Below are 21386 nucleotides of genomic sequence, written 5' to 3'. Positions count from 1 at the left end.
TCCTTAGATCTGAATTTATCAAATCACAATAAACTAAATGCAAATCGTTATCAATAGTATTATTTGCTTGAGGTCAAAAAAACCGGCCCTGGGGCCGGTCAGTGTCTTATTCTTTAATCAGGCCCAGTCTTCTGCCTGATGCTTGGCTGCCAGGCGGGCGTAATTTTCAGCGGTGTAGGTGAAGAATTCCTTCTCTTTCTGCGTCAGTTCACGCTGGGGCTTGGCCGGGCGTCCTACATAGAGATAGCCGCTTTTCAGTGTTTTGCCGGGCGGAACCAGGCTACCTGCGCCGATGATCACTTCGTCTTCAACCACGGCACCATCCATGATCATGGCGCCCATACCGACGAGAATACGACTGCCCAGGGTACAACCGTGCAACATGGCTTGATGGCCGACGGTGACATGATCCCCCAGAATCAGCGGGAAGCCGTCCGGGTTATAGGGGCCTGCATGGGTAATGTGCAGCACCGAACCGTCCTGGATGCTGGAGTAGCGACCGATACGGATGCGATGCATGTCACCCCGAATCACGGTCATGGGCCAGACGGAACTGTGCTCGCCGATCTCTACATCCCCCAGAACCACAGCGCTGGGGTCCACAAACACATTGTCAGCCAGTTGCGGGGTCATCCCCTGGTAGGGTCGTACGTTCATGAGGCTCTCCTGATGCTGATTGAAATCGACTTACCTGAGCCCCATTGTATAGTAATTGACGTATACACCCTGAAAGCCGATCCATATTGGAGAGAGTCTGATGTCCAACCCCCTGCTCGAACGCCATCTGCTGCCGCCGTTCAGCCGTATTCTGCCGGAACATGCCGAACCTGCCGTTGACGAATTGCTGGCGCGGAACCGCAGCCGTATTGCCGAGCTGACTGCCGATGAAGCGGTCAGTGGTTGGGCATTGGTGGCCGAGCTTGAGCAGCTCAATGACGAGCTGGCGCAGGCCTGGTCACCGGTATCGCACCTGAACGGGGTGATGAACTCCGATGAATGGCGCGAAGCCTATAACGCCTGCCTGCCCAAGCTGTCTGAATACTGGACCGAACTGGGTCAGCATCAGGGCCTGTTCAAGGCCTTTGAATCCCTCGCGGGCAGCGATGCCTACCAGCAGCTGAGCCCGGCACGCCGCAAGGTGGTGGATAACGCCCTGCGCGATTTCCGTCTGTCCGGCATTGCCCTGCCGGAAGCGCAGCAGAAGCGTTATGCCGAGCTGCAGCAGCGCCTGTCCGAGCTGACCACCAAGTTCGCCGAAAATGTTCTGGATGCGACCCAGGGCTGGTGGAAAGAGATCAGCGATGAAGCGGAACTGTCTGGCCTGCCCGAGCATGCCATTGCCGCCGCGAAAGAAGCCGCCCGGGCCAAAGACGTGGATGGCTGGGTGATCACTCTGGACTTCCCCGCCTACTATGCCGTGATGGCCTTTGCCGATAACCGCAGCCTGCGGGAAGAACTTTACCGTGCGTTCAGCACCCGCGCCTCTGATCAGGGGCCCAAGGCCGGTGAGTGGGACAACTCTGCGGTAATGACCGAAATTCTGGATCTGCGCCACGAGATGGCCAAGTTGCTGGGCTTTGATACCTATGCCGATTACTCGCTGGCGACCAAGATGGCGCAGTCACCGCAGCAGGTGGTGAGCTTCCTGGAAGACCTGGCCACCGAAACCCGACCGGTTGCGGAGCAGGAACTGGCCGAACTGCAGGCCTTTGCCCGTGAACAGGATGGTATCGACACCCTGAACGCCTGGGATGTGACCTACTACGGCGAGAAGCTGAAGCAGGCGCGCTACGAAATCTCCCAGCAGGAACTGCGCCCCTACTTCCCGTTGCCCAAAGTGCTGGACGGCATGTTCACCATTGCCGGCCGTCTGTTTGATATCGAGGTCGAGGAGCAGCAGGATTTCGACAGCTGGCACAGTGATGCCCGTTTGTTTGCGCTCAAGCGCAACGGCGAACCTCTGGCCTACTGTTACCTGGACCCCTTCGCCCGCAGTGGCAAGCGTGGCGGTGCCTGGATGGATGACTGCCGTGTGCGCCGTCGCCTGAACGATGCCGATCTGCAGCTGCCGGTGGCCTACCTGGTGTGTAACTTCACCCCGCCGCTGTCAGGCCAGCCGGCCCTGCTGACCCATGACGAAGTGACCACGCTGTTCCATGAGTTCGGCCACGGTTTGCACCATATGCTGACGCAGATGGAAGAAGCGGATATCAGCGGTATTAACGGCGTAGCCTGGGATGCGGTGGAGCTGCCCAGCCAGTTCATGGAAAACTGGTGCTGGGAGCCGGAAGCGCTGGCGCTGATCTCCGGTCACCACGAATCAGGCGAGCCGCTGCCGCAGGCGTTGCTCGACAAGATGCTGGCAGCCAAGCACTTCCAGTCCGGTATGATGATGATGCGTCAGCTGGAATTCTCGTTGTTTGATTTCTGTCTGCACCATGAATATCAGCCGGGTGAAACTGAAATTCAGGCGGTACTGGATCGTGTGCGTGACCAGGTGGCGGTGATTCGTCCGCCTTCTGAAAACCGTTTCCAGCATGGCTTCAGCCATATCTTCGCCGGTGGTTATGCGGCAGGCTATTACAGCTACAAGTGGGCCGAAGTCCTGTCTGCAGATGCATTCTCCCGCTTCGAGGAGGAAGGCATCTTTAATACGGATACGGGCCTGGCGTTCCGTCAGGAAATTCTGGAACAGGGTGGCTCCGGTGATCCCATGGATCTGTTCGTTGCCTTCCGTGGCCGTGAGCCCAGTGTGGACGCCCTGCTGCGTCACTCCGGTATTCGCTGAGAGGAACCGACATGAGTGTACAGAAACGCTTTATTGCCGGGGCGGTATGCCCGCGTTGCGGGGAGATGGATACGGTACGCATGTACCGGGATGAGGAGCGCGAGCACCGCGAGTGCGTGAAGTGCGGTTTTTCCGACTCCCTGCGCCTGGATGGCCGCCCGGACCCGGAACAGATTGAGACCCGGGTCAGCGGTGACCGTTCTGATAAGGCGCCGGCGGCCGTTGCCGATGACAATCCCCAGCCTATTCGCATCATGGATCCAGGCACCTTGCGCCGGGACCACTGAGCCGGCTTTATAGAACAGCCAAGGGCATTCGGTCAGCACCGGATGCCCTTGGCTGTTGTCGCCTTTTCAGCTATCCGGCTGGTACCAGACCCGATAAATCACATCGGCCCGGTCATCGGAAATCAGCAGATCACCATCCGGCTCTACCAATACATCCACTGGCCGTCCCCAGGCCTGTTCGCCCTGCAGCCAACCGGTAATAAAGGGCTCAACCGACCTGACCTGCTTGCCTTCTGTCTCAACACGCATGACACGGTAGCCGACCTTGCTGGAACGGTTCCAGGAGCCATGCTGTGCCATGAACAGGGTGGTTTCAGGCGTGTCCGGAAACTGGTCGGCGGTGTAGAAGCTGATGCCCAGAGCGGCGACATGGGCGCCGAGCAAGGCAGCCGGGGCCTGACTGTTAACCGCGTTGGCTCCCTCGCCAAAGTCCGGGTCCACCACCTCCCTGGCATGCCGGAACGGGAAGCCGAAATGCAGTCCCTCCTGTCCGGCCCGGTTCAACTCATCATCCGGTTGGTTATCGCCCAGATGGTCGCGTCCGTTATCGGTAAACCAGAGGCTACCGTCATTGGGGTGCCAGGTAAAACCGACGGAATTGCGCACGCCGTGCGCCCAGGGCGAAGCATCTCCTGTGGCAGGGTCAAAGCGCATGATGCTGGCAAAGCGAGGGTCCGATTCCAGACACACATTACAGGGCGCGCCCAGGGTAAAGAAGAAGGCGCCATCGGGTGCCTGCTTAAGATATTTCCAGCCGTGGTGGGTGATATCCGGCAGCCCGGTGAGTATGGACTCAGGTGCTGGCGGGTTACTCAGGCGTGAACCGATGTCAGGCAGGCGCACCAGTTGTGTCAGTTCAGCGACGTAGAGGTCGCCGTCGGACCAGCTGACGCCGTTGGGCAGGCGGCGATTCGACATCAGGGTATGGCGGGTTTCGTAGTGCTGGTCGCCATCCAGATCCTGCAGAGCGAATACCCGGCCGTCCCTGCGTGTGCCGACATACAGTACGCCCTTGGGGCTGAGTGCCATCTGGCGGGCGTTGGGCACTTCTGCCGCGACCTGGATGCGGTAGCCGGGAGGCAGCTGCAGCTGCAGCTGCTCCAGCGGCAGCGCCTGTACCGTGCTGGCCAGGGCAAGAGCAAGTAAGGATGTCAGTCTCAGGTGCATCAGGCTATCTCCTTCCCGGTTCAAGGGAGAGTGTGGCTGCCCCTGCGGTTTTTTGCCACCTCAGGTGCGCTGCTCAAACCATGCATCGCGCCGGTTCAGGCGCCAGAACACCCAGGCGCCGGTGATGCCGCGTGCGGCAAACAGACACAGGAAGGAAAGCCAGAGCCCCTGATTGCCCATCGACTGTGTGAGCCACCAGACAGGTGCGAATACCAGCAGCACCGAGACCAGCATCGTATCCTGCATCGCCTTGACGCGGGTGGTGCCGATGAAGATGCCATCCAGCAGGAAGCCCCAGGTGCTGACCAGTGGCAGCAGAATGATCCAGGGCAGATAGCGTACCGCGGCTTCACGCACGTCGGGAATATCGGTGAGCAGGTGGATGATCGGCTGGCCTCCAAGCCAGAACACCAGCGTCAGCAGTACCGCACTGACCGCAGACCAGAGCGTAGTACATACCAGTACCTGGTAGAACGGCCGTCGCTGGCGCTGGCCCAGTGCCCGGCCGGTCAATGCTTCGGTGGCATGGGCAAAGCCATCCAGAGCATTGGAGATTAGCAGCATGAAGTTGAGCAGCACGGCATTGGCCGACAGGATCGTAGTGCCCTGTTGTGCGCCCTGGGCGGTAAAGAAGGCCAGCGTCATCAACAGCAGCAGAGTACGCACGAACAGGTAGCGATTCACGCTGATCAGTTCACGGTAATCACTGAGCCGGCGCAGGCGCTGCCAGATCCATTCGCCGGGCAGTCGTGCCAGCATGCGGCGGCAGAACCAGAGGCCCAACAGCAGACTGAAATACTCGGCACAGACAGTCGCCAGAGCAACCCCGTCGGCGGCCATTCCCAGGCCAAACACGAACAGCAGATCCAGCAGCATGTTCAGCAGGTTGGTACTGGTCAGCAATATCAGCGCAATGCGGGTGTTCTGGTTGCCGACAAACCAGCCCAGCAGGGCAAAATTGCAGAGTACGGCGGGCGCACCCAGTGCGCGGATGGCGGTATATTCAGTGGCGGAGGCGAGGACATCCGACGCCGGGTCCATCAGCTGCAACGCCAGCTCAGTCAGCGGAGTGCGCAGCAGCAGGATCACCAGACCGATGACTGCACCCAGTACCAGTGATTGGCCCAGGAGTGTGCGAATGGCGGCACCATCATTGCGACCGCAGGCCTGGGCCACCATGCCGGTGGTGCCCATGCGCAGAAACCCGAAGGCCCAGTAGAGGATCGAGAAAATCATGCTGCCCACCGCCACGGCACCCAGGTGGTGAGGCTCGGGCAGGTGGCCAATCACGGCGGTATCTACCAGCCCCAGCACGGGTACGGTGATGTTGGACAGCATCATCGGCCAGGCCAGCGCCCAGACCCGGCTGTGGGTGGCGCGGTCGGGCCAGTGTTCGGGTTGGATCATCGTGCCTGCAGGCCCCGGATCGGCAGTGTGTAGAGCAGCAGGAATTCAATCAGGGCGGTCACCACGACCGAGGGGCCGGCCGGCGTATCCCAGAACCAGGAGGCGCTGATACCGCCCAGCACTGCCAGCATGCCCAGCACCGATGCGAAAATGGCCATCTGCTCCGGTGTGTTGGACAGACGCCGTGCTGCAGCCGCCGGGATGATCAACAGCGAGGTGATCAGCAGAATGCCCACCAGCTTCATGGCAACAGCGATCACCACGGCAATCAGCAGCATCAGGGCCAGCCGGGTGCGGGCAACCGGGACGCCCTCGACCTGGGCCAGTTCCTCGTTGATGGTGATGGCGAGCAAGGGGTTCCACAGGCGCCAGAGCAACAGCAGTACCAGTGCTCCGCCCCCATAAATCCAGTAGAGATCAGCAGGCGCGATGGCCAGCAGATCACCAAAGAGGTATTCCATCAGGTCGATTCGCACGTTATCCAGCAAGGCAACGGCGACCAGGCCCAGCGATAGTGAACTATGTGCCATGATCCCCAGCAGGGTGTCCGTCGCGACCAGATGCTGGCGCTGCAGGCTGACCAGCAATACCGATAGCAGGACACAGCAAAAAACGACGGCCAGGTTCAGGTTTATATCGAACAGAAAACCCAGCGAGATACCCATTAGTGCCGAGTGTGCCAGGGTATCGCCGAAGTAGGCCATGCGGCGCCAGACGACAAAGGCGCCCAGCGGACCGGCCAGTGCTGCAATACCCAGGCCGCCGGCCAGAGCCAGAATCAGAAACTCAGCCACAGTGGTGTCCGTCACAATTATGGGGTTGAGGGTGGTCGACGATGATATCGCCATGGGCGTCATGCTGGTGGCTGTGGTGATGGTTGTACAGTGCCAGGGTACTGGCCTGTGCGGGGCCAAACAGCTCAATGAATGACGGATCGTTGCTGACATGTTCGGGATTGCCCGAGCAGCAGATATGTCGATTCAGGCAGATGACATGGTCGGTAGACGCCATGACCAGGTGCAGATCATGGGAGATCATCAGCACGCCGCAATGGCGCTGTTTGCGAATATCGGCAATCAGTTGGTACAGCTCAAGCTGACCGCTCAGGTCCACACCCTGTACGGGTTCATCCAACACCAGCAACTGAGGGTCGCGCAGCAGTGCGCGGGCCAGCAGCACCCGCTGGGTCTCGCCACCCGAAAGATTGTGGATGGAATGTTTGATAAGGTGGGCGGCTCCCACATCCTCAAGTGCCTTTATCATCAGCTGCTTATCGGTTTTTACCGGTGTTTGCAGAAAACGTTCCACTGACAATGGAAGTGTATGATCGATATGCAGCTTCTGTGGCATATAACCGATGCGTAAACCCGGCTTGCGCCAAAGATTGCCCGAAGAAGGTTTGATCAGGCCCAGCACCACACGGACAAGAGTGGTCTTGCCGGCGCCGTTGGGGCCAATCAGGGTAGTAATACAGTCGTCATGCAGGCTCAGGTTGACCTGGCTGAGGGCAACCTGGTGATTGAAATTAACGCTGATATTGTCCAGCCGAATCAGGTCTGGATTGTGCTCAGGCATCGCTGCCCTCCCGATTGCGGCAGTTGGGGCACAGGCCGGTGACCTCAATGGTTTCCTGCTCGATACTGAAGCCCAGTTCCGCCGCACTTTGTTTCAGCGTTTCATGCACCGGAGCCGACTCCAGCTCTGAAGTAGAGTGGCAGTTGCGGCAGATCAGGAAATAGCCCTGATGCTTGTCTTCCGGGTGTGGGCAGCCGACAAACGCATTCAGCGAGGCTATACGGTGAACGAACCCCTGCTCCTGCAGGAACTCCAGTGCCCTGTACACTGTTGGTGGCGCTGAGTTGAAACCGGCTTCTGCCAATGCGGGCAGAAGCTCATAGGCGCCGATGGGCTGATGGCTTTGCCAGATCAGTTTGAGCACCAGCTCACGCACCGGGGTCAGGCGTTGCTGCCGCTCTTTGCAAAGGGTTCTTGCCTGCTGCAGTGCCTGATCAATGCAATGCTGGTGATTGTGGCCGGACTCAAAGGCCAGATTATCCATGCTCATCGGGTTCGTCTATCGTTTGTTTTGTTATAGTATAACAATATTAATGGTCAAGAAGAGAGCTCCGACTAATGAAACCCTGCCTTCGTTCTACATTGTCCAGCCTGACACTCTCGGCGGCAATGCTGACAGCGTTGCCGGCTACAGCGGCAGACGTTGTTACCAGCATTAAACCCCTGCAATTGATTACATCCGCTCTGACGGCCGGTGTAACGGAACCGGAGCTGTTGTTGCCTGCAGAGGGTACGCCGCACCATTACTCACTCAAACCGTCTGATATGCGTAAGCTGACAGAAGCCAAGGTGCTGGTTTGGGTAGGGCCGGGACTGGAACAGTTTCTGCAGAAGCCATTGTCCCGCACCGAGGCACAGATTGTAACCCTTCTGCCGGACAGCAAGCCGCATAGCCACGGTACCGACACTGACGATCATGCTGATGAACACGGACATGACGAACATGCACATGAGGCGGAAGAACATGGTCATGACGAGCATGGGCACGATGAGCATGAAGAAGCTCATGAAGAGCATAGTCATGAACATCATGAGGATGAACATGCTGATGCTGGCCATGACGAGCACGAGCATGAAGCCGAAGAGCACCATTCACATGCTGATGGCGATGATCCGCATATCTGGCTCGATCCGCTGAACGCCATCGCCATTGCTGATCAAATCATGCCTGCCCTGCTTGAGACCTTCCCGAACCAGGTCGATCAGCTTGAGGCCAACCGTAATGCCTTTGAGCAAGCAGTACGTGCCAAGGAGACGGATCTCTCTGCTCAGATGGCCAAGGTCAAGGATAGTGGTTTCTTCGTCTTCCACGATGCCTACAGCGGGTTTGTGAATCATTATGAGCTGAATCAGCTGGGATACTTCACCGTTGATCCGGCGCGTAAGCCGGGTGCTCGTCATCTGGCCGAGATTCGGGAGCAGCTGGAACAGAGTCAGGCAGTATGTGTATTCAGTGAACCTCAGTTCACCAGTGCCGTGGTGCACGCGATTGTGGGTGAGCTGCCGGTGCAGCTGGGTGAGCTGGACCCGCTGGCGCGTGATATTGAGCCGGGCCAGGATGCCTACATCCGCTACCTGACCTCGCTGGGGAACGCATTTGAAGCCTGTCTGACGAAAAAAGATTAATTAATTCAAAAAAGTGCTTCACAAGGTGAAAGGGGGCCGATATAATGCGCCCCACTTTCGAAGCAGATGTGGTGGAATTGGTAGACACGCTAGCTTCAGGTGCTAGTGCCTTCACGGGCGTGGGAGTTCGAGTCTCCCCATCTGCACCACCTTTCATCGTCAGATGTCAGGCTCTTCGAAAGCGACAATTTGGGTGGTAACGCACGTTAAAACGTTGGACAACGCAGATGTGGTGGAATTGGTAGACACGCTAGCTTCAGGTGCTAGTGCCTTCACGGGCGTGGGAGTTCGAGTCTCCCCATCTGCACCATCCCCTTCCGGTTTTATCCTGTGCCTTCTCTGGCAATTTAATACTCAGAATTTATTCATTACGCTAGGAATATCCTGGTTTTTTGCCGTTTATGCTGTACTCGGGCAGAGCATCATTTCATACAAAAACGCCCCGACAGTCAGACTATCAGGGCATCATCCGGATGTATCTGCAGGCTCTTGCGTTGTTTACTGTCACATCAACAGGTAAAGCTGCATCAGCGCCGGCAGAATGGCGACAATCAACCCCGCCAGTACCATGGCAATGGATGGTACGACACCAATTACTTCATAGTCCTGATCGTCATGTGCATGGCTCATGATGTAATCCTCATCTGACATCTGCAGTAACAGCCAGCAGGCTGTATTCTCAATTCACTCTGTATAGAGCAAGGCCGGTGCCAATGATGGTAAGTGCCTATATATCATGGAGTTTCTTGTTTTATCGATCAGCCCTGCCTGCCTCTTCCAGTCGTTTGCATGACAACCGTGTCAGACGGTCTTGGGACTGCGCCAAATATGACAGTGTTAAGATTATTTTACCTTAGGAGCGAATAACAGCTCATGGCGAGCAGGAAGCCACTGTATAAAGTTATATACAGCTTGTTCTGAGACAGGAGCTAATGCCGAAGACATTCGGTCATGTGAGTGTAATGTCAGTAGCCTGTGGGCAATTGTTTTTTTGAACTGCGCTGGTTATTGCGTGATCAGAAATAAAAAGTACTTATATATTAGGGGCTTAGTTATGCTCGTGCTGGTTTGTTATAAGCTTGTTAACAGGGTTGTTCATCAGAGGTGTGGAAAACTAAAAGGTGTTTTATTCACAGCTCGAAATTGCTTTGAAATCGCTATAAAAATAACCCACAGGCTGTGTTGGCAAGGCCTGTGGATAAACTATCAGATTCAGGCCCTAACAGGCTCAGGGGTGAGATAAAGCTGCGTTGCGTCTGCGGGCATGGGACGGGCGTAAAAGTAACCCTGTACTCGATCACAGCGGTTGTTGAGAAGGAAGTTGATCTGCTGTTCCGTCTCGGCACCTTCTGCCAGGATTTCCAGGCCCAGGTGTTTGGCCAGGGCGATAACCGAGCGAACAATAGACGCATCTTCGGAATCATCCGGCAGGTCACGGATGAATGACTGGTCGATCTTGAGTTTGGTGATGGGCAAACGCTTGATGTAGGACAGCGATGAATACCCGGTACCGAAATCATCCAGGGCGATACGGATACCGGAGTCATGCAGTTGGTTGAGCACCTGGATGGCGTCTTCGGGTTTGGTCATCAACTGGGTTTCGGTGACTTCAACTTCCAGCCATTCGGTTTTGAAGCCGCTTTGGCTCATCAGGTCCTGCAAGGTTTTAATCAGTGCCGGATTCTGGAAATGGCGGGCATTGAGGTTAACCGACAAAATGCCGGGATTGAGGCCCTGTCGGTGCCAGTCGGCGAAGTGTTGCATCGATTTCTGGATGATCTGCAGGTCCAGCGCTTCAATGAGACCGGATTGCTCAGCCAGCGGAATGAAGCGTCCCGGCGAAATCAACCCTTCTTCCGGACTGATCCAGCGTGCCAGTGCTTCAAAGCCTTCAATCTGGCCGGTTCGAATGTTGATTTGAGGCTGGAAGAAAGGCTCCAATTCGTCCTGCTGTAGTGCCTTTCGCAGGCGTGCCTCCATTGTCAGCCACTCTTGAGCGTCTTGAGTCAGGCTGCTGTCAAAGAGGCGGTAATCGTTGCGGCCCTCATTTTTGGCCAGGTTCATCGCAGCATCTGCCTGCATCAACAATTCAGCGCTGCTCTGGCCATTATCCGGGTAGATACTGATGCCGATACTGCTGTTGATGTACAGCAGCTGGTTATCGACCTCCAGCGGCTGTCCGATCGCGTGCAATACCCGTTGCGCCAGATAACAGGCCTCGTCAGTGTTATCCAGACCTTCCTGCACGATGGTAAACTCATCGCCCCCCAGGCGGGCCAGGGTATCATCGGAGCGAATCAACTGGCTGAGACGCTGGGTAATGAGGGTCAGGACCTGGTCACCGGCGTTATGGCCCAGTGAGTCGTTTACGCGCTTGAAGTGGTCCAGATCGATCACCAGCAGCGCCAGTTTGTAATGATGACGCTGGGCGCGGGCAATACCGCTTTCCAGTCGGTCGTTAAACAGGGTGCGGTTGGCCAGCCCTGTCAGCGCATCGAAATGCGCCATGTGATTGACCGTGTCTTTTTCCTGCTGCAGGTCACGCTGTGACAGGCGCACAGAGGTAATCATGCTGTTCATGCTGCGGGCCAGGGCACGCAATTCCCGGGGACCCTGCTCAGGTATCGCCTTGTTGGGAAGGCCGGTCTTGTCGGTATCGCCAATGGCCGCCATGATCTGGTCCAGCGGTGTGATGAAGAAGACCCGGCTCAGCACCATCAGCAGAATGGCCATCAATACGCAGGTTAACAACGCACTGAGCAAGGACTGGCTGAGCGTATCCTTGAGCTCTGCCTGCAGGGGCTGATCGGATGAGTATAGCTGCAGTGACCCTATGGCCTCATCCTGGTTGCTGAGAATGCTGGTTTGATAGCGTTGCAGGCAGCTGTTCAAGTGCTCCTTGTGCGCCGGGTTATCCGGTTCATAGCTCTGGATCTTGCCACTGGAGGAGCGGATATAGCCGGTTATATATTGGCTGCCCAGTATCTTGCTCAGATTGAAATCTTCGACGATCAGGGCGCAGTGAGGTGTCAGAGCAATCTCGTTGCCTAGAATCTGCTCATACTCATTGACGGCATAGGCTTCCAGCAGGCCGCTGATCGTACTGTTCAGGGATTTCAGGCTGTTCTGCGACTCGCGATCCACCTCCATCAGTATCGAGCTTTTCGCCTGGTGGTAGTTAAAGCTGGCGCTGAGCGCCAGCGTGACCAGGATGGCGGGCAATACCAGCCCAACCAGCAGCAGATACAGAGATGGCAGTCGCTTGATCATGGCGTTACCTGTTGCCCCAGCACATTACGGCGGATGGTGGGCAGGTGCGTTTGCAGGTTGTCTGCAGAGACGGCCAGTACGGACAGTTTGTGCTCCGGAGTAACACTTTCACCATGAAAGTGGCGGTCCAGTCTGATGACGGCTTCCTCTCCAATTAAAAAGGGCTGCTGCATGGCGGCACCGATGAGCTGCCCGGATTGGATCATGTCGATGAACTCCGGTTCGGCATCAAAGGTGGCCAGCAGAATCTCGCCCTCGCGCCCGGCATCCTTGATCGCATCCAGCGCCGCCTGGTAGCGGTCTGAGCCCTGCAGCCAGAGTGCTCGCAGCTCGGGTTCACTGTCGATCAGCTCGCGGCTGAAGGTGTAGGTTTCGGTATAGGAAAAATCCACTTGCTGGCGCATGCCGGCGGCCAGAATGCCTGCTTCATCCAGCGCCTGCATGAAGCCTGCTGTGCGTTCGCGGCCATTCTGGCGACGTTGGGGAATCGCAACGATGCCCACGCGACCGGACTGCCAGCCTTTCTGGATCAGGGCGCGGCTCAGAATCCGACCCAGTTCGTAGGCACCCTGATAATTGTCAGAGGCGATAAAACTGAGATATTTGTCTGAGTCGGCACCAATGTCTGCCACCACCACCGGGATGCCGGCGGCACTGGCAAGTTTGATCAGGGTTGCGCCTGCTGAAGAGGAGGTGGGCGAGATGATCAGGCCATCAACCTGCTGCCGCAGGGCCAGGGCCAGGTGCTCCAGCTCCCGTTTTGTGCTGTTGTTGGCACTGAGTATCTGAACCTGATGACCCAGCTGTTGCGCCCGCTGCTGGATACCGCGGGACATGATATCCCAGAAGGGAATGCGCCGGTCGGAGGTAATATAGACAAGCTGTTTACCGCTTTGAGCCTGATCTGCCCGTGCAACAGAGGTCCATGCCAGGCTCAGAGGCAGTAAAACCAGTAGCAGGAATATCGATGTCAGACGCAGGCGCATTACGCCCTCCCTGGTCAAAAGTGATGCCCTGCCTTGAGGGAAATCCGGTTCAGGAGCAGGAGGTGTTCAGCATTTGCCAAATCCATAATGTTTATAAGCATATATCAACAGGGCGGCCAGCGGAAATGTCAGCTATACGGCCTCATAGACCACGTGAACTCCGTTACCTTGATCAAAATATTCGACGCTGCTGCACAGGGATGACACCAGCTTGATGCCGCGACCCATTAACTGAGTGTGCTCCTGCTGTTGCGCCTGCTGCTGCAGCACCTTTTTGACATTAAAACCTTCACCACTGTCGATGACACGGATATCCAGACGATGGTGGTCATCACTGAGTCGTGTCAGTTTGAGGTTGATCTGGACACTGCCGGTGGTCAGATTCTGCAGCCGTGCTTCACGCTGCTGGAAGTACTGCATGAAGCCTTCAGCCGAGTGCTTGAGTGCGGAGTCTAGCCCCAGCACGCCATGATCCAGGGCATTAACATACAGCTCGGTCAAAATGGTGAACACGGGGTCCCAGCGTTCGCTACGGCCCTCTGTCTCCAGCAGGAACCCCATGGCCTGGGCGACCGGGTTGGCACTGGCAAGATCCGGCCCTTCCAACTCAAGGCTCCAGCGCCAGCTGCCAGGCAGCGCTTCGGCACTGCTTTGGCTGATGGGGCAAAAACCGGTGGGCATCAAATCGGTGGCGGGAGCTGCCTGAAACTCGATCATCGAGATATCATCGCCCTGTGCCTCACCGGAGGTAAAACTGTGCAAGGAGTCCTGCAGGCATTGGGTCAGGTTGTCCTGATCAGACGTGAAGCAGGACAGAAGCCGCCCTTCGCCAAACAATTCGCCGGCCATATCACGTGCCTCGATGACACCGTCACTGCACAGCAGCAGGCGGTCGCCCTCTTCGAGGGTGGTACTGAACGCGGTAAAGTGCTGCACACTTTCCAGAATCCCCAGCGGCGGGTTTACCGATGGAATATGCTCAATGGAGCCGTCGGTGCGCAGCAGGAGTACATCCGGCAGCCCTGCATTCCACACACGTACCAGCTGGCCATCACTGGAAACCGCGACCATGGCCAGCGCCAGGAACATGTTGACGGGCAGCAGCTTCCTCAGTTTGCGATTGATCTGATCGAGTATGTGGTGCGAGTCATACCCCTTGTTCACCATGGCGCGGAAAGTTTCCGACAGGGGCAGTGCGCCAACCGTTGTCGTCAGGCCGTGGCCGGTGAAGTCACCCAACAGGAAAAAGAGTTCGCCATCCAGGCGTCGGGCACTCAGCAGGACGTCGCCACTGAAGGTTTCAGCCGGTTGCTTGTAAAAGGTAAGCCGGGGGTCGTTGACGTTGGCCTGCTCAACCGCGCGGCTGAACAGCTGCTCGGCCAGCTGTTCCTCGCGCTCGCGGGCTTCAATCAACTGCTGCGTTGTTTGGTGCATATGGGCAAAACGCAACATGGAGTGAATCTTGCCCTTCATCAGATTGAGAGAGAAGGGCCGATGGATAAACGCATCCCAGCCAACGTCCAGACTGTCTTCGAGCAGCTTTTCTTCATTCGACGCCGTGGCGAGAATGACGGGTACAAACTGATCACCAGACAGGGCCTTGATCTGGCGGGTCAGCTCAATGCCGTCCAGGTCCTGCATGCACACATCGGTGATCACCAGGTCGGGGCGATGTTGCTTGAACAGTTCCAGGGCCTCGAGTCCGCCATTGGCCGCGATTGGTTGCATGCCCAACTGTTTAACCAGTCGGTTAAGCAGAATCAGGTTGGTGTCGAAGTCATCGACAATCAAAACACGTGGAACCGCCTGATTGTTCGGATAGAGCCCCTGGTCTGCCATGCTCAGTTCTCGACCGGCAGCAGTTTATGGAAGTTGGCTATGGTCAGAATCTTGTTGACTGCTTCGGAGGGCGATACCAGGGTGATCTTGCCACCCAGCTTATCGGTATGCTCCTTGAGCAACAGGATCATGCCCAGTGCCGAGCTGTCCATATAACTGGTCTTGCTCAGATCAAGGCGAACATGGGTACCCGGCAGGGTCAGGTCCCGGTAGGCATCACGGAATGCCTGGTGCAGGGAAAAATCGAATTGCCCTTCCACCTGAATGGTGGCGGTTTTCTTTTCGTCATTACGTTTACAGCTGATTCCCATCGTGTAGTCCTGTTCAGAAGAGTTCTATGTCGCCTTCGTCCATGCTTTGCTGGGATACGGCACGGCGAGAGTCCAGCTCACGAGAGCGCTGCAGCAGGTCATTACAGGCTTTGCTGAATTGCTTCATGGTGTCGGCATCCAGTGAGTCGGCGCTCTTGAGCTGTTGTGCCAGTTGCGCCAGTTCCTGCATGGCGTTGGTGTTGTTTTTCATGGCCTGCAGAATCTGGGTACACATATCCTCGAACTGCAGTGAGCGAACCGCATCCTGGATCGCGACGGCCAGTGTCTGGCCAATGTCAGACAGTTCATTAACCCCGCCACTGAGCTGGCTGTTAACGTCGGCCATGCTTTCCATCATGGCGGTCATCTGCTCCTTGGTGCTGATGGTGCCGCTCATGTCGTTGGAGGCCATCACCGATACGGATTCACGCAGGTTGTCGATGGTGCCCTTGGCGCCCTGGATATGTTCACGTATCTGCTGGTTAAGCTCAGAGGAGCTGCGTGAAAGATTACGCACCTCGTCTGCCACTACGGCAAAGCCGCGTCCGGCTTCACCGGCACGGGCGGCCTCGATGCTGGCATTGAGGGCCAGCAGATTGGTCTGCTCGGCGATGCCTTCAACGCTTTCGATCAGCGTGAAGATACTTTCCAGCTGCTCCATCATGTCATCGATACGGTGTACGATTTCGAGACTGTTGCGGCTGACATCGACGATAACCGAGACGAACTGATCCAGGGTTTGCTCGGCCTTGCCCATGAACTGGGAAACCGAAAGATGTTCTGTGCCGGCTTCAGATTCCTGTGAGCGGGACAGAACCTGCTCTACCAGTACGGTCTGACGGGTCGACAGGTCGTTCAGGTTCATGAAGCTGCCGCTCAACGTCTGCACGGCATCCTGAATCAGGGCTTCCAGTCGTGCCCGTTCCTGCTCAACCTGACTGCTCTCCTGCTGCAGGTTCTGCTCCAGCTCTGTTAACAGGTTACGCAGCTCCTCTTCCTGCTCGCTGCTGGGAGACTCGTTGAGCTCTTCTACCTGTTGCTTGACCAGGTGCATCATGGTCAGGACCAGGACGAAAATGGCAGCCATGGCGCCCCAGCGAATCCAGTCGCTCCAGCCGAGCCACTCGGCTAGCGCCATGATCAGTACCAGCACCAGAACGGTAATGGCCTTGATGTTGATCCAATTCATAGAGAACTCCCGGCATAACAGTGTTTGAGCAGAGCGGAGGGAATCTGGTCCAGCGCCAGCGTCTGGCTGGCACCTCCCCGTTTGACCACCGCCCCGGGCATGCCCCAGACAAGGCTGGAGGCCTGGTCTTGTACCAGCGTCAGCAGACCGGCCCGGTGGCCTGTTGTCATGGCGTCGGCACCATCTTCTCCCATGCCTGTGAGCATGACCAATACGCTGTTAGTGGTATCCAGACGCAAGAGGCCATTGAACATCACTTCCACAGAGGGCTTGTGACGGTTGACCGGCTCGCTGTCATCCAGCTGGACCCGCAGTTCACCGCCGATACGGACCGGCTGCAGATGCAAGCCACCCGGGGTGATATAGACCTGTCCCGGCAGCAGCTTTTCGCCCTGCTCCGCTTCCTTGACCGTCAGGCGGCAATTGCTGTTAAGGCGGCGGGCAAAGCGGGCGCTGAAACCGCCCGGGATATGTTGGGTGACAATGATAGGCGGCAGCTCCGGCGGCAGAGCTTGGAGCAAGTCGCGCAGGGCCTCGGTGCCGCCAGTAGAGGCACCGATGGCGATCAGGTTGCGGCTGAAGTCGAAGGCAGGGCGCCCGGTCGTTTTGGCCTGGGTCTGTGGCGCCGTGCTCGGTCGCTGTCGCGCGCGGGCGGTCAGGCGCTGGCCAAGACCGGCTGCCGTCATGACTTTCTGTTGCAGCACCTGGGCAAAGTGCTCAAGGGAGCTGTCGGAGCTGTCGGCACCGGGTTTGGCGATGAAATCCACCGCACCAGCCTCCAGTGCTTCCAGGGTAATATCGGCGCCCTCGTGGGTCAGCGATGACAGCATGATCACCGGCATGGGGTGCAAACGCATCAGGTTGCGCAGAAAGGTAACCCCATCCATACGTGGCATTTCGATATCCAGCGTGATGACATCCGGCTGCAGGGCCTTGATCTGCTGGCGAGCTTCATAGGGATCGGCAGCGGTTCCGACCACTTCAATGGTGCTTTGCTGTCCCAGCAGTTCACTGATCACATCACGTACGACCAGGGAGTCATCCACAATCAACACCCGTACCGGGCGGTTGGCGTTTGTTGGCATCAGAACAGCTCCACATCCTGGTGAATGGTTTGCTCACGCGACTGTTCACGATAGACGCGCTCATCCCGCAACAATTGATCGGCACCCTCGGCTTCCATTCGCTTGATCAGCATGCGGCCCTGATCGGGAAAATAGATCAGGCGCCGGGCCTGCCTGCCACCGACATCTTCAGCGCACAGATTCAGGCCCTCGCGGACCAGATAGTCGCGCACAAAGTGCACATTCTGCTCGCCCACCCGGTAGCCGCCACTGAGCATGTCGGCACCACCGGCCAGTTTGACCTCAAGGGTGTCACGGCGACAGCCCAGCTTGAGCAGGCTGTTAATCAGCTGCTCCATGGCAAAGGCACCATAGCTGGCGCTGCTGAGTCGGTTATTGCCTTCCATGGCATCCGGCAGCATGAAGTGGTTGATGCCGCCAATGCCGGTGTCCGGGTCACGAATACAGGCGGAGATACAGGAACCCAGCACGGTAGAAATGCCCATGCTGGGCGGTGCGACATAGAACTCCCCCGGCTTTACCTTCACCACGAACCGTTGCCAGCGTTCCTGCCAAATCGGCATGAAATGTTCAAAACCGACAAACGGACGAGGTGCGCGGGGGGCATTCATATCAATGCACCTTCCGGTAGATGGTACTGCCGCTGAGACGCAAACGTTGCGTCAGTCGGTAAGGCGATTCCGAGTGTCCGACCACCAGAACACCATCGGCATCCAGCAGATCGGCAAAACGATCCAGTAATTGCGCCTGGGACTCGTTGTTGAAATAGATCATCACATTGCGGCAGAAAATCAGATCAAAGGGGCCTTTCAGTGGCAGAGGCCGCATCAGATTGATCTGACGGAAGCTGATCAACTGCTGGATATGCGATTTGATCCGCACCCGTCCTGCATTGCTGCCGGTGCCGCGCAAAAAATGACGGGCCAGCCGTTTCGGGTCGAGTTTGGAGATGCGCTCCAGGCTATAGATTCCATCGGCTGCGGTTTGCAGGACACGTGAGTCGATGTCCGACGCCAGAATACGCACATCCCATTCGGCCAGCTCGTTACCCAGGGCTTCTGCCAGAGTCATGGCGATGGAATAGGGTTCTTCTCCCATGGAACAGCCGGCTGACCAGATACGCAGCTGGCGCTTGCCACGGCTGCGGCACTGCTCCAGGAAGGGGCCGGCCAGAAAGTCGAAATGGTGCTGTTCGCGAAAGAAAGCGGTCAGGTTGGTGGTCATTGCGTTGATGAATTCACCGAACTCGTGAGGGTCGCTTTCCACCCGCTTGGCATAGTCACTGAAACTGCTGAGCGACAGGGCTCTTAGCCGACCGACCAGACGGTTATACACCATGTCGATCTTGTGTTCGGCCAGCTCGATACCGGCATGATCATGCAATACACGCCGAACCCAGTCGAAATCCCGGCGGGTATAGGGAAACTCCCTGGTGCGTCCCTGGCCGGCGATAGCGGCGGCCAGGGATGCGGACTGTGTACCATCGGGTGCAGTATGCAAAGGGGTAGCCCTCTAGAACTCTTCCCACTCGTCCTGACTGCTGTTGGCGGTCATGACACCGAGTTTGCGCTGATTGGCTTCCGGTGCCTGTGTTTGGGCGGCCAGGTCGCGAATCCTGCTGACCTGGGGAGCGGCAGACGTCTGCTGCTGCTCGGCCTGATGTGCGGTATTGACGCGGAATGCATTGACCAGACGCTGCAGCTGACTGGCTTGCTCCTCCATGGACGCGGAGGCGGCAGCCACCTCTTCCACCAGAGCCGCATTTTGCTGGGTACCGGCATCCATACTGGAAACGGCGGTATTGACCTGGTCGATACCCTGCGCCTGTTCGATACCGGCCTTGGCGATCTGGGAAATGATATCGGAGACCTGATTGATGGAATCCATGATGCGCTTCAGCGCCTCGCCGGACTCATCGACATAACGGGCACCCTCATCGACCTTGTTGACGCTGTCACCGATCAGCTCCTTGATCTCCTTGGCGGCGCCGGCACTGCGCTGGGCCAGGTTACGCACTTCGGAAGCAACCACGGCGAAACCGCGGCCCTGCTCGCCGGCTCGGGCCGCTTCCACGGCTGCGTTGAGCGCCAGCAGGTTGGTCTGGAAGGCGATCTCGTCGATGACGCCGATGATTTCGGAAATCTTGTTGGAGCTGGCGCTGATGGCACCCATGGAATCAACTACGCGGGTGGAGATATCACCGCCCTGCTCGGCCAGAGTGCGGGCCTCTTCCGCCAGGCGGCTGGCCTGCTGGGCGTTATCCGCATTCTGTTTAACGGTGCTGGTCATCTGCTCCATGCTGGCGGCGGTTTCTTCCAGGCTGGCCGCCTGGGATTCGGTGCGCTCGCTCAGCGTGGTGTTGCCGGTGGCGATTTCGGAGGCACCCACGGCGATACTGGAGCCGGCGCGGCGAATCTCGTTCACCATGTTTTCCAGGCGGCCCAGCGAGGTGTTCAGCGAGTTGTTCAATTCGGCAAACTCACCCTGATACTGGCCCTGCATCTGTTGGGTCAGGTCGCCTTCGGACAGCGCAGCGAGCACACGCTTGATATCGCGCAGCGGCTCAACCACCGCATCCAGCAGTGCATTGACGCCGTTGGCTACGGTGCGGGTGAAGTCGGCATAGCCTTCAGTGTTGAGGCGCGTATCCAGCTGCCCCATGGTGGCATTGGCGATCAGGTCTTCAATTTCGTTTTCGGCCCGCAGCTGCTCGGTAATATCCTGCCACTCCACGACAGTGCCCAGGCGGTTACCTTCATCATCGATCACCGGGTTGGCGACCAGGTCAAAGCTGCGCCCACCCACCTTGATGCGACTGCTGAACGTATCCTGCAAGGACTCCAGCAGGCGGCGCTGGTGCTCGGGGTTCTTGTGGAACACATCGATGTTGGCACCCTGCAGTTCATTAACGGCAAAGTTCGGCAAGTCCTTGCGCAGGTCCTGCTCGGCATTGCGCATCATGTTGAGCACGGATTCATTCAGGTAGATGATTTCGCCATTATTGGACGCCACCATTACGTTAGAGGAGACGTTATCCAGCGCCACCTTGATGCGTTGAGCGCTACGTTGCTGAGTACGGGCGTCATTGACGTCAAAGCCGAGTTTTATGGCCAGGCTCTTGGTCATGCGCAGCAGTTCACCGCCCTCGCCCGGTACGTCAAAGGGAATATCCTGGTAGTAATCCCCCTCGGCAACACGTTTCATGCGTTCGATGGTTTCACGCATGGGGTCCAGCGCCAGTGTTTTCAGGGTCTTGTTGCTGCCCAGCATCAGCATCAACATGCCCACGGCCGGACCCAGCGCGACCAGCGCCGGGTTGACCGGGGCAAACCAGAACGCCAGCGCCAGCAGCACGGCGACCACCACCGCGAGGGTTGTGGTCTTGCTCATGGCGGCTTCCAGGTTGCGGGCCGGGATCGAGCTCAGCGGCGGCAGGCCGGCTTCGCCCTTGTTCATGCGACGGTAGAGCGCCTCGGCGGCATCAATTTCGTCCTGGTCGGGGCGCACGCGCACGGACATGTACTCCACTACTTCACCGTCGCGATAAATCGGGGTGACGTTGGCGCGGACCCAGTAGAAATCGCCGTTCTTGCAGCGGTTTTTAACCAGGCGCGACCAGGGGCGGCCGTCCTTGAGGTGGTCCCACAGGTCCTTGAACGCCGCCGGTGGCATATCCGGGTGGCGCACAACATTGTGATTGGATCCCACCAGTTCCTGACGGCTGAAGCCACTGACTTCGACAAAGGCGGGGTTGGTGAAGGTAATGGTCCCTTTAAGGTCGGTAATGGTTACCAGTTCCTGACCATCCCTGAGTTTGACTTCGTTATCGGTCACCGGCAGGTTCTTTTTCATGGTC

The 21386-nt window shown here is 57.5% G+C and carries 19 protein-coding genes and 2 tRNA genes; 5 read left to right on the top strand and 16 right to left on the bottom strand.

Features of this window, described 5'->3' with window-relative positions; genetic code table 11:
- Positions 1-117: 117 nt before the first annotated feature.
- Positions 118-657: a gamma carbonic anhydrase family protein gene (locus tag BW956_RS19470; protein ID WP_010324442.1), complete on the bottom strand. Its 540-nt coding sequence runs from the start codon at positions 655-657 to the stop codon at positions 118-120.
- Between the two features lie 100 nt (positions 658-757).
- Between BW956_RS19470 and prlC the strand changes: the two genes are divergently transcribed.
- Both prlC and BW956_RS19460 read left to right on the top strand, forming a co-directional pair.
- A complete protein-coding gene (gene prlC, locus BW956_RS19465; protein ID WP_076465552.1) occupies positions 758-2788 on the top strand; it encodes an oligopeptidase A in 2031 nt (676 codons plus the stop codon).
- An 11-nt stretch (positions 2789-2799) separates the two neighbouring features.
- Positions 2800-3075, top strand: a complete 276-nt coding sequence (locus tag BW956_RS19460; RefSeq protein WP_076465549.1) for a YheV family putative zinc ribbon protein — start codon at positions 2800-2802, stop codon at positions 3073-3075.
- A 66-nt stretch (positions 3076-3141) separates the two neighbouring features.
- Here BW956_RS19460 and BW956_RS19455 read toward each other — a convergent pair whose 3' ends face one another.
- From BW956_RS19455 to BW956_RS19435, 5 genes are read right to left on the bottom strand one after another with little or no spacing between them, the layout of a single operon-like run.
- Positions 3142-4242 carry a PQQ-dependent sugar dehydrogenase gene (locus BW956_RS19455; RefSeq protein ID WP_076465546.1) on the bottom strand — a complete coding sequence of 367 codons (1101 nt, stop codon included), beginning with the start codon at positions 4240-4242 and terminating at the stop codon, positions 3142-3144.
- Positions 4243-4302: 60 nt separating this feature from the next.
- Positions 4303-5649 (bottom strand): MATE family efflux transporter, encoded by a 1347-nt coding sequence (locus BW956_RS19450; RefSeq protein ID WP_076465544.1) that lies wholly within the window; start codon positions 5647-5649, stop codon positions 4303-4305.
- Entirely contained in the window at positions 5646-6497 is an 852-nt protein-coding gene (gene znuB / locus BW956_RS19445; protein WP_420173856.1) for a zinc ABC transporter permease subunit ZnuB, read from the bottom strand. The genes BW956_RS19450 and znuB overlap by 4 nt, the downstream gene beginning before the upstream one ends.
- Positions 6436-7224: a zinc ABC transporter ATP-binding protein ZnuC gene (znuC, locus tag BW956_RS19440; RefSeq protein ID WP_076465541.1), complete on the bottom strand. Its 789-nt coding sequence runs from the start codon at positions 7222-7224 to the stop codon at positions 6436-6438. Before znuC ends, znuB begins: the two co-directional genes overlap by 62 nt.
- Entirely contained in the window at positions 7217-7714 is a 498-nt protein-coding gene (locus tag BW956_RS19435) for a Fur family transcriptional regulator (RefSeq protein WP_076465539.1), read from the bottom strand. Before BW956_RS19435 ends, znuC begins: the two co-directional genes overlap by 8 nt.
- A gap of 68 nt (positions 7715-7782) precedes the next feature.
- Between BW956_RS19435 and BW956_RS19430 the strand changes: the two genes are divergently transcribed.
- From BW956_RS19430 to BW956_RS19420, 3 genes are all read left to right on the top strand, one after another.
- Complete coding sequence (locus tag BW956_RS19430) at positions 7783-8850, top strand: zinc ABC transporter substrate-binding protein (RefSeq protein WP_076465537.1); 1068 nt, start codon at positions 7783-7785, stop codon at positions 8848-8850.
- A gap of 62 nt (positions 8851-8912) precedes the next feature.
- A tRNA-Leu gene (locus BW956_RS19425) sits at positions 8913-8999 on the top strand.
- 74 nt (positions 9000-9073) lie between these two features.
- Positions 9074-9160 (top strand) — tRNA-Leu (locus BW956_RS19420).
- 194 nt (positions 9161-9354) lie between these two features.
- Here the strand turns inward: BW956_RS19420 and BW956_RS22805 are convergent.
- From BW956_RS22805 to BW956_RS22800, 10 genes are all read right to left on the bottom strand, one after another.
- Positions 9355-9480: a hypothetical protein gene (locus BW956_RS22805; RefSeq protein WP_276327840.1), complete on the bottom strand. Its 126-nt coding sequence runs from the start codon at positions 9478-9480 to the stop codon at positions 9355-9357.
- A gap of 582 nt (positions 9481-10062) precedes the next feature.
- Entirely contained in the window at positions 10063-12120 is a 2058-nt protein-coding gene (locus BW956_RS19415; protein WP_076465534.1) for a putative bifunctional diguanylate cyclase/phosphodiesterase, read from the bottom strand.
- Positions 12117-13106 (bottom strand): substrate-binding domain-containing protein, encoded by a 990-nt coding sequence (locus BW956_RS19410; protein ID WP_083703162.1) that lies wholly within the window; start codon positions 13104-13106, stop codon positions 12117-12119. Before BW956_RS19410 ends, BW956_RS19415 begins: the two co-directional genes overlap by 4 nt.
- Positions 13107-13238: 132 nt before the next feature.
- Positions 13239-14945, bottom strand: coding sequence for an ATP-binding SpoIIE family protein phosphatase (locus BW956_RS19405; RefSeq protein ID WP_076465531.1), 1707 nt, complete (start codon positions 14943-14945; stop codon positions 13239-13241).
- A 2-nt stretch (positions 14946-14947) separates the two neighbouring features.
- Positions 14948-15256, bottom strand: coding sequence for an STAS domain-containing protein (locus tag BW956_RS19400; RefSeq protein ID WP_076465528.1), 309 nt, complete (start codon positions 15254-15256; stop codon positions 14948-14950).
- 13 nt (positions 15257-15269) lie between these two features.
- Positions 15270-16445, bottom strand: coding sequence for a methyl-accepting chemotaxis protein (locus BW956_RS19395; RefSeq protein ID WP_076465526.1), 1176 nt, complete (start codon positions 16443-16445; stop codon positions 15270-15272).
- A complete protein-coding gene (locus tag BW956_RS19390; RefSeq protein WP_076465524.1) occupies positions 16442-17530 on the bottom strand; it encodes a protein-glutamate methylesterase/protein-glutamine glutaminase in 1089 nt (362 codons plus the stop codon). Before BW956_RS19390 ends, BW956_RS19395 begins: the two co-directional genes overlap by 4 nt.
- Positions 17530-18141: a chemotaxis protein CheD gene (locus BW956_RS19385; RefSeq protein WP_076465522.1), complete on the bottom strand. Its 612-nt coding sequence runs from the start codon at positions 18139-18141 to the stop codon at positions 17530-17532. The genes BW956_RS19390 and BW956_RS19385 overlap by 1 nt, the downstream gene beginning before the upstream one ends.
- 1 nt (position 18142) lies before the next feature.
- Positions 18143-19030, bottom strand: a complete 888-nt coding sequence (locus tag BW956_RS19380; RefSeq protein WP_083703161.1) for a CheR family methyltransferase — start codon at positions 19028-19030, stop codon at positions 18143-18145.
- A gap of 12 nt (positions 19031-19042) precedes the next feature.
- Positions 19043-21382: a methyl-accepting chemotaxis protein gene (locus BW956_RS22800; RefSeq protein ID WP_076465518.1), complete on the bottom strand. Its 2340-nt coding sequence runs from the start codon at positions 21380-21382 to the stop codon at positions 19043-19045.
- Positions 21383-21386 lie beyond the last annotated feature (4 nt).

The organism is Marinobacterium stanieri, from assembly GCF_900155945.1.
GTDB classification, from domain to species: domain Bacteria; phylum Pseudomonadota; class Gammaproteobacteria; order Pseudomonadales; family Balneatricaceae; genus Marinobacterium; species Marinobacterium stanieri.
This window is presented reverse-complemented; position numbering and strand designations above follow the sequence as displayed.

Bases quoted from the DNA above. Each gene is read 5' to 3' on its own strand.
- BW956_RS19470 (WP_010324442.1), bottom strand. From the start codon at position 657: ATGAACGTACGACCCTACCAGGGGATGACCCCGCAACTGGCTGACAAT.
- prlC (WP_076465552.1), top strand. From the start codon at position 758: ATGTCCAACCCCCTGCTCGAACGCCATCTGCTGCCGCCGTTCAGCCGT.
- BW956_RS19460 (WP_076465549.1), top strand. From the start codon at position 2,800: ATGAGTGTACAGAAACGCTTTATTGCCGGGGCGGTATGCCCGCGTTGC.
- BW956_RS19455 (WP_076465546.1), bottom strand. From the start codon at position 4,242: ATGCACCTGAGACTGACATCCTTACTTGCTCTTGCCCTGGCCAGCACG.
- BW956_RS19450 (WP_076465544.1), bottom strand. From the start codon at position 5,649: ATGATCCAACCCGAACACTGGCCCGACCGCGCCACCCACAGCCGGGTC.
- znuB (WP_420173856.1), bottom strand. From the start codon at position 6,497: ATGGCGATATCATCGTCGACCACCCTCAACCCCATAATTGTGACGGAC.
- znuC (WP_076465541.1), bottom strand. From the start codon at position 7,224: ATGCCTGAGCACAATCCAGACCTGATTCGGCTGGACAATATCAGCGTT.
- BW956_RS19435 (WP_076465539.1), bottom strand. From the start codon at position 7,714: ATGAGCATGGATAATCTGGCCTTTGAGTCCGGCCACAATCACCAGCAT.
- BW956_RS19430 (WP_076465537.1), top strand. From the start codon at position 7,783: ATGAAACCCTGCCTTCGTTCTACATTGTCCAGCCTGACACTCTCGGCG.
- BW956_RS22805 (WP_276327840.1), bottom strand. From the start codon at position 9,480: ATGAGCCATGCACATGACGATCAGGACTATGAAGTAATTGGTGTCGTA.
- BW956_RS19415 (WP_076465534.1), bottom strand. From the start codon at position 12,120: ATGATCAAGCGACTGCCATCTCTGTATCTGCTGCTGGTTGGGCTGGTA.
- BW956_RS19410 (WP_083703162.1), bottom strand. From the start codon at position 13,106: ATGCGCCTGCGTCTGACATCGATATTCCTGCTACTGGTTTTACTGCCT.
- BW956_RS19405 (WP_076465531.1), bottom strand. From the start codon at position 14,945: ATGGCAGACCAGGGGCTCTATCCGAACAATCAGGCGGTTCCACGTGTT.
- BW956_RS19400 (WP_076465528.1), bottom strand. From the start codon at position 15,256: ATGGGAATCAGCTGTAAACGTAATGACGAAAAGAAAACCGCCACCATT.
- BW956_RS19395 (WP_076465526.1), bottom strand. From the start codon at position 16,445: ATGAATTGGATCAACATCAAGGCCATTACCGTTCTGGTGCTGGTACTG.
- BW956_RS19390 (WP_076465524.1), bottom strand. From the start codon at position 17,530: ATGCCAACAAACGCCAACCGCCCGGTACGGGTGTTGATTGTGGATGAC.
- BW956_RS19385 (WP_076465522.1), bottom strand. From the start codon at position 18,141: ATGAATGCCCCCCGCGCACCTCGTCCGTTTGTCGGTTTTGAACATTTC.
- BW956_RS22800 (WP_076465518.1), bottom strand. From the start codon at position 21,382: ATGAAAAAGAACCTGCCGGTGACCGATAACGAAGTCAAACTCAGGGAT.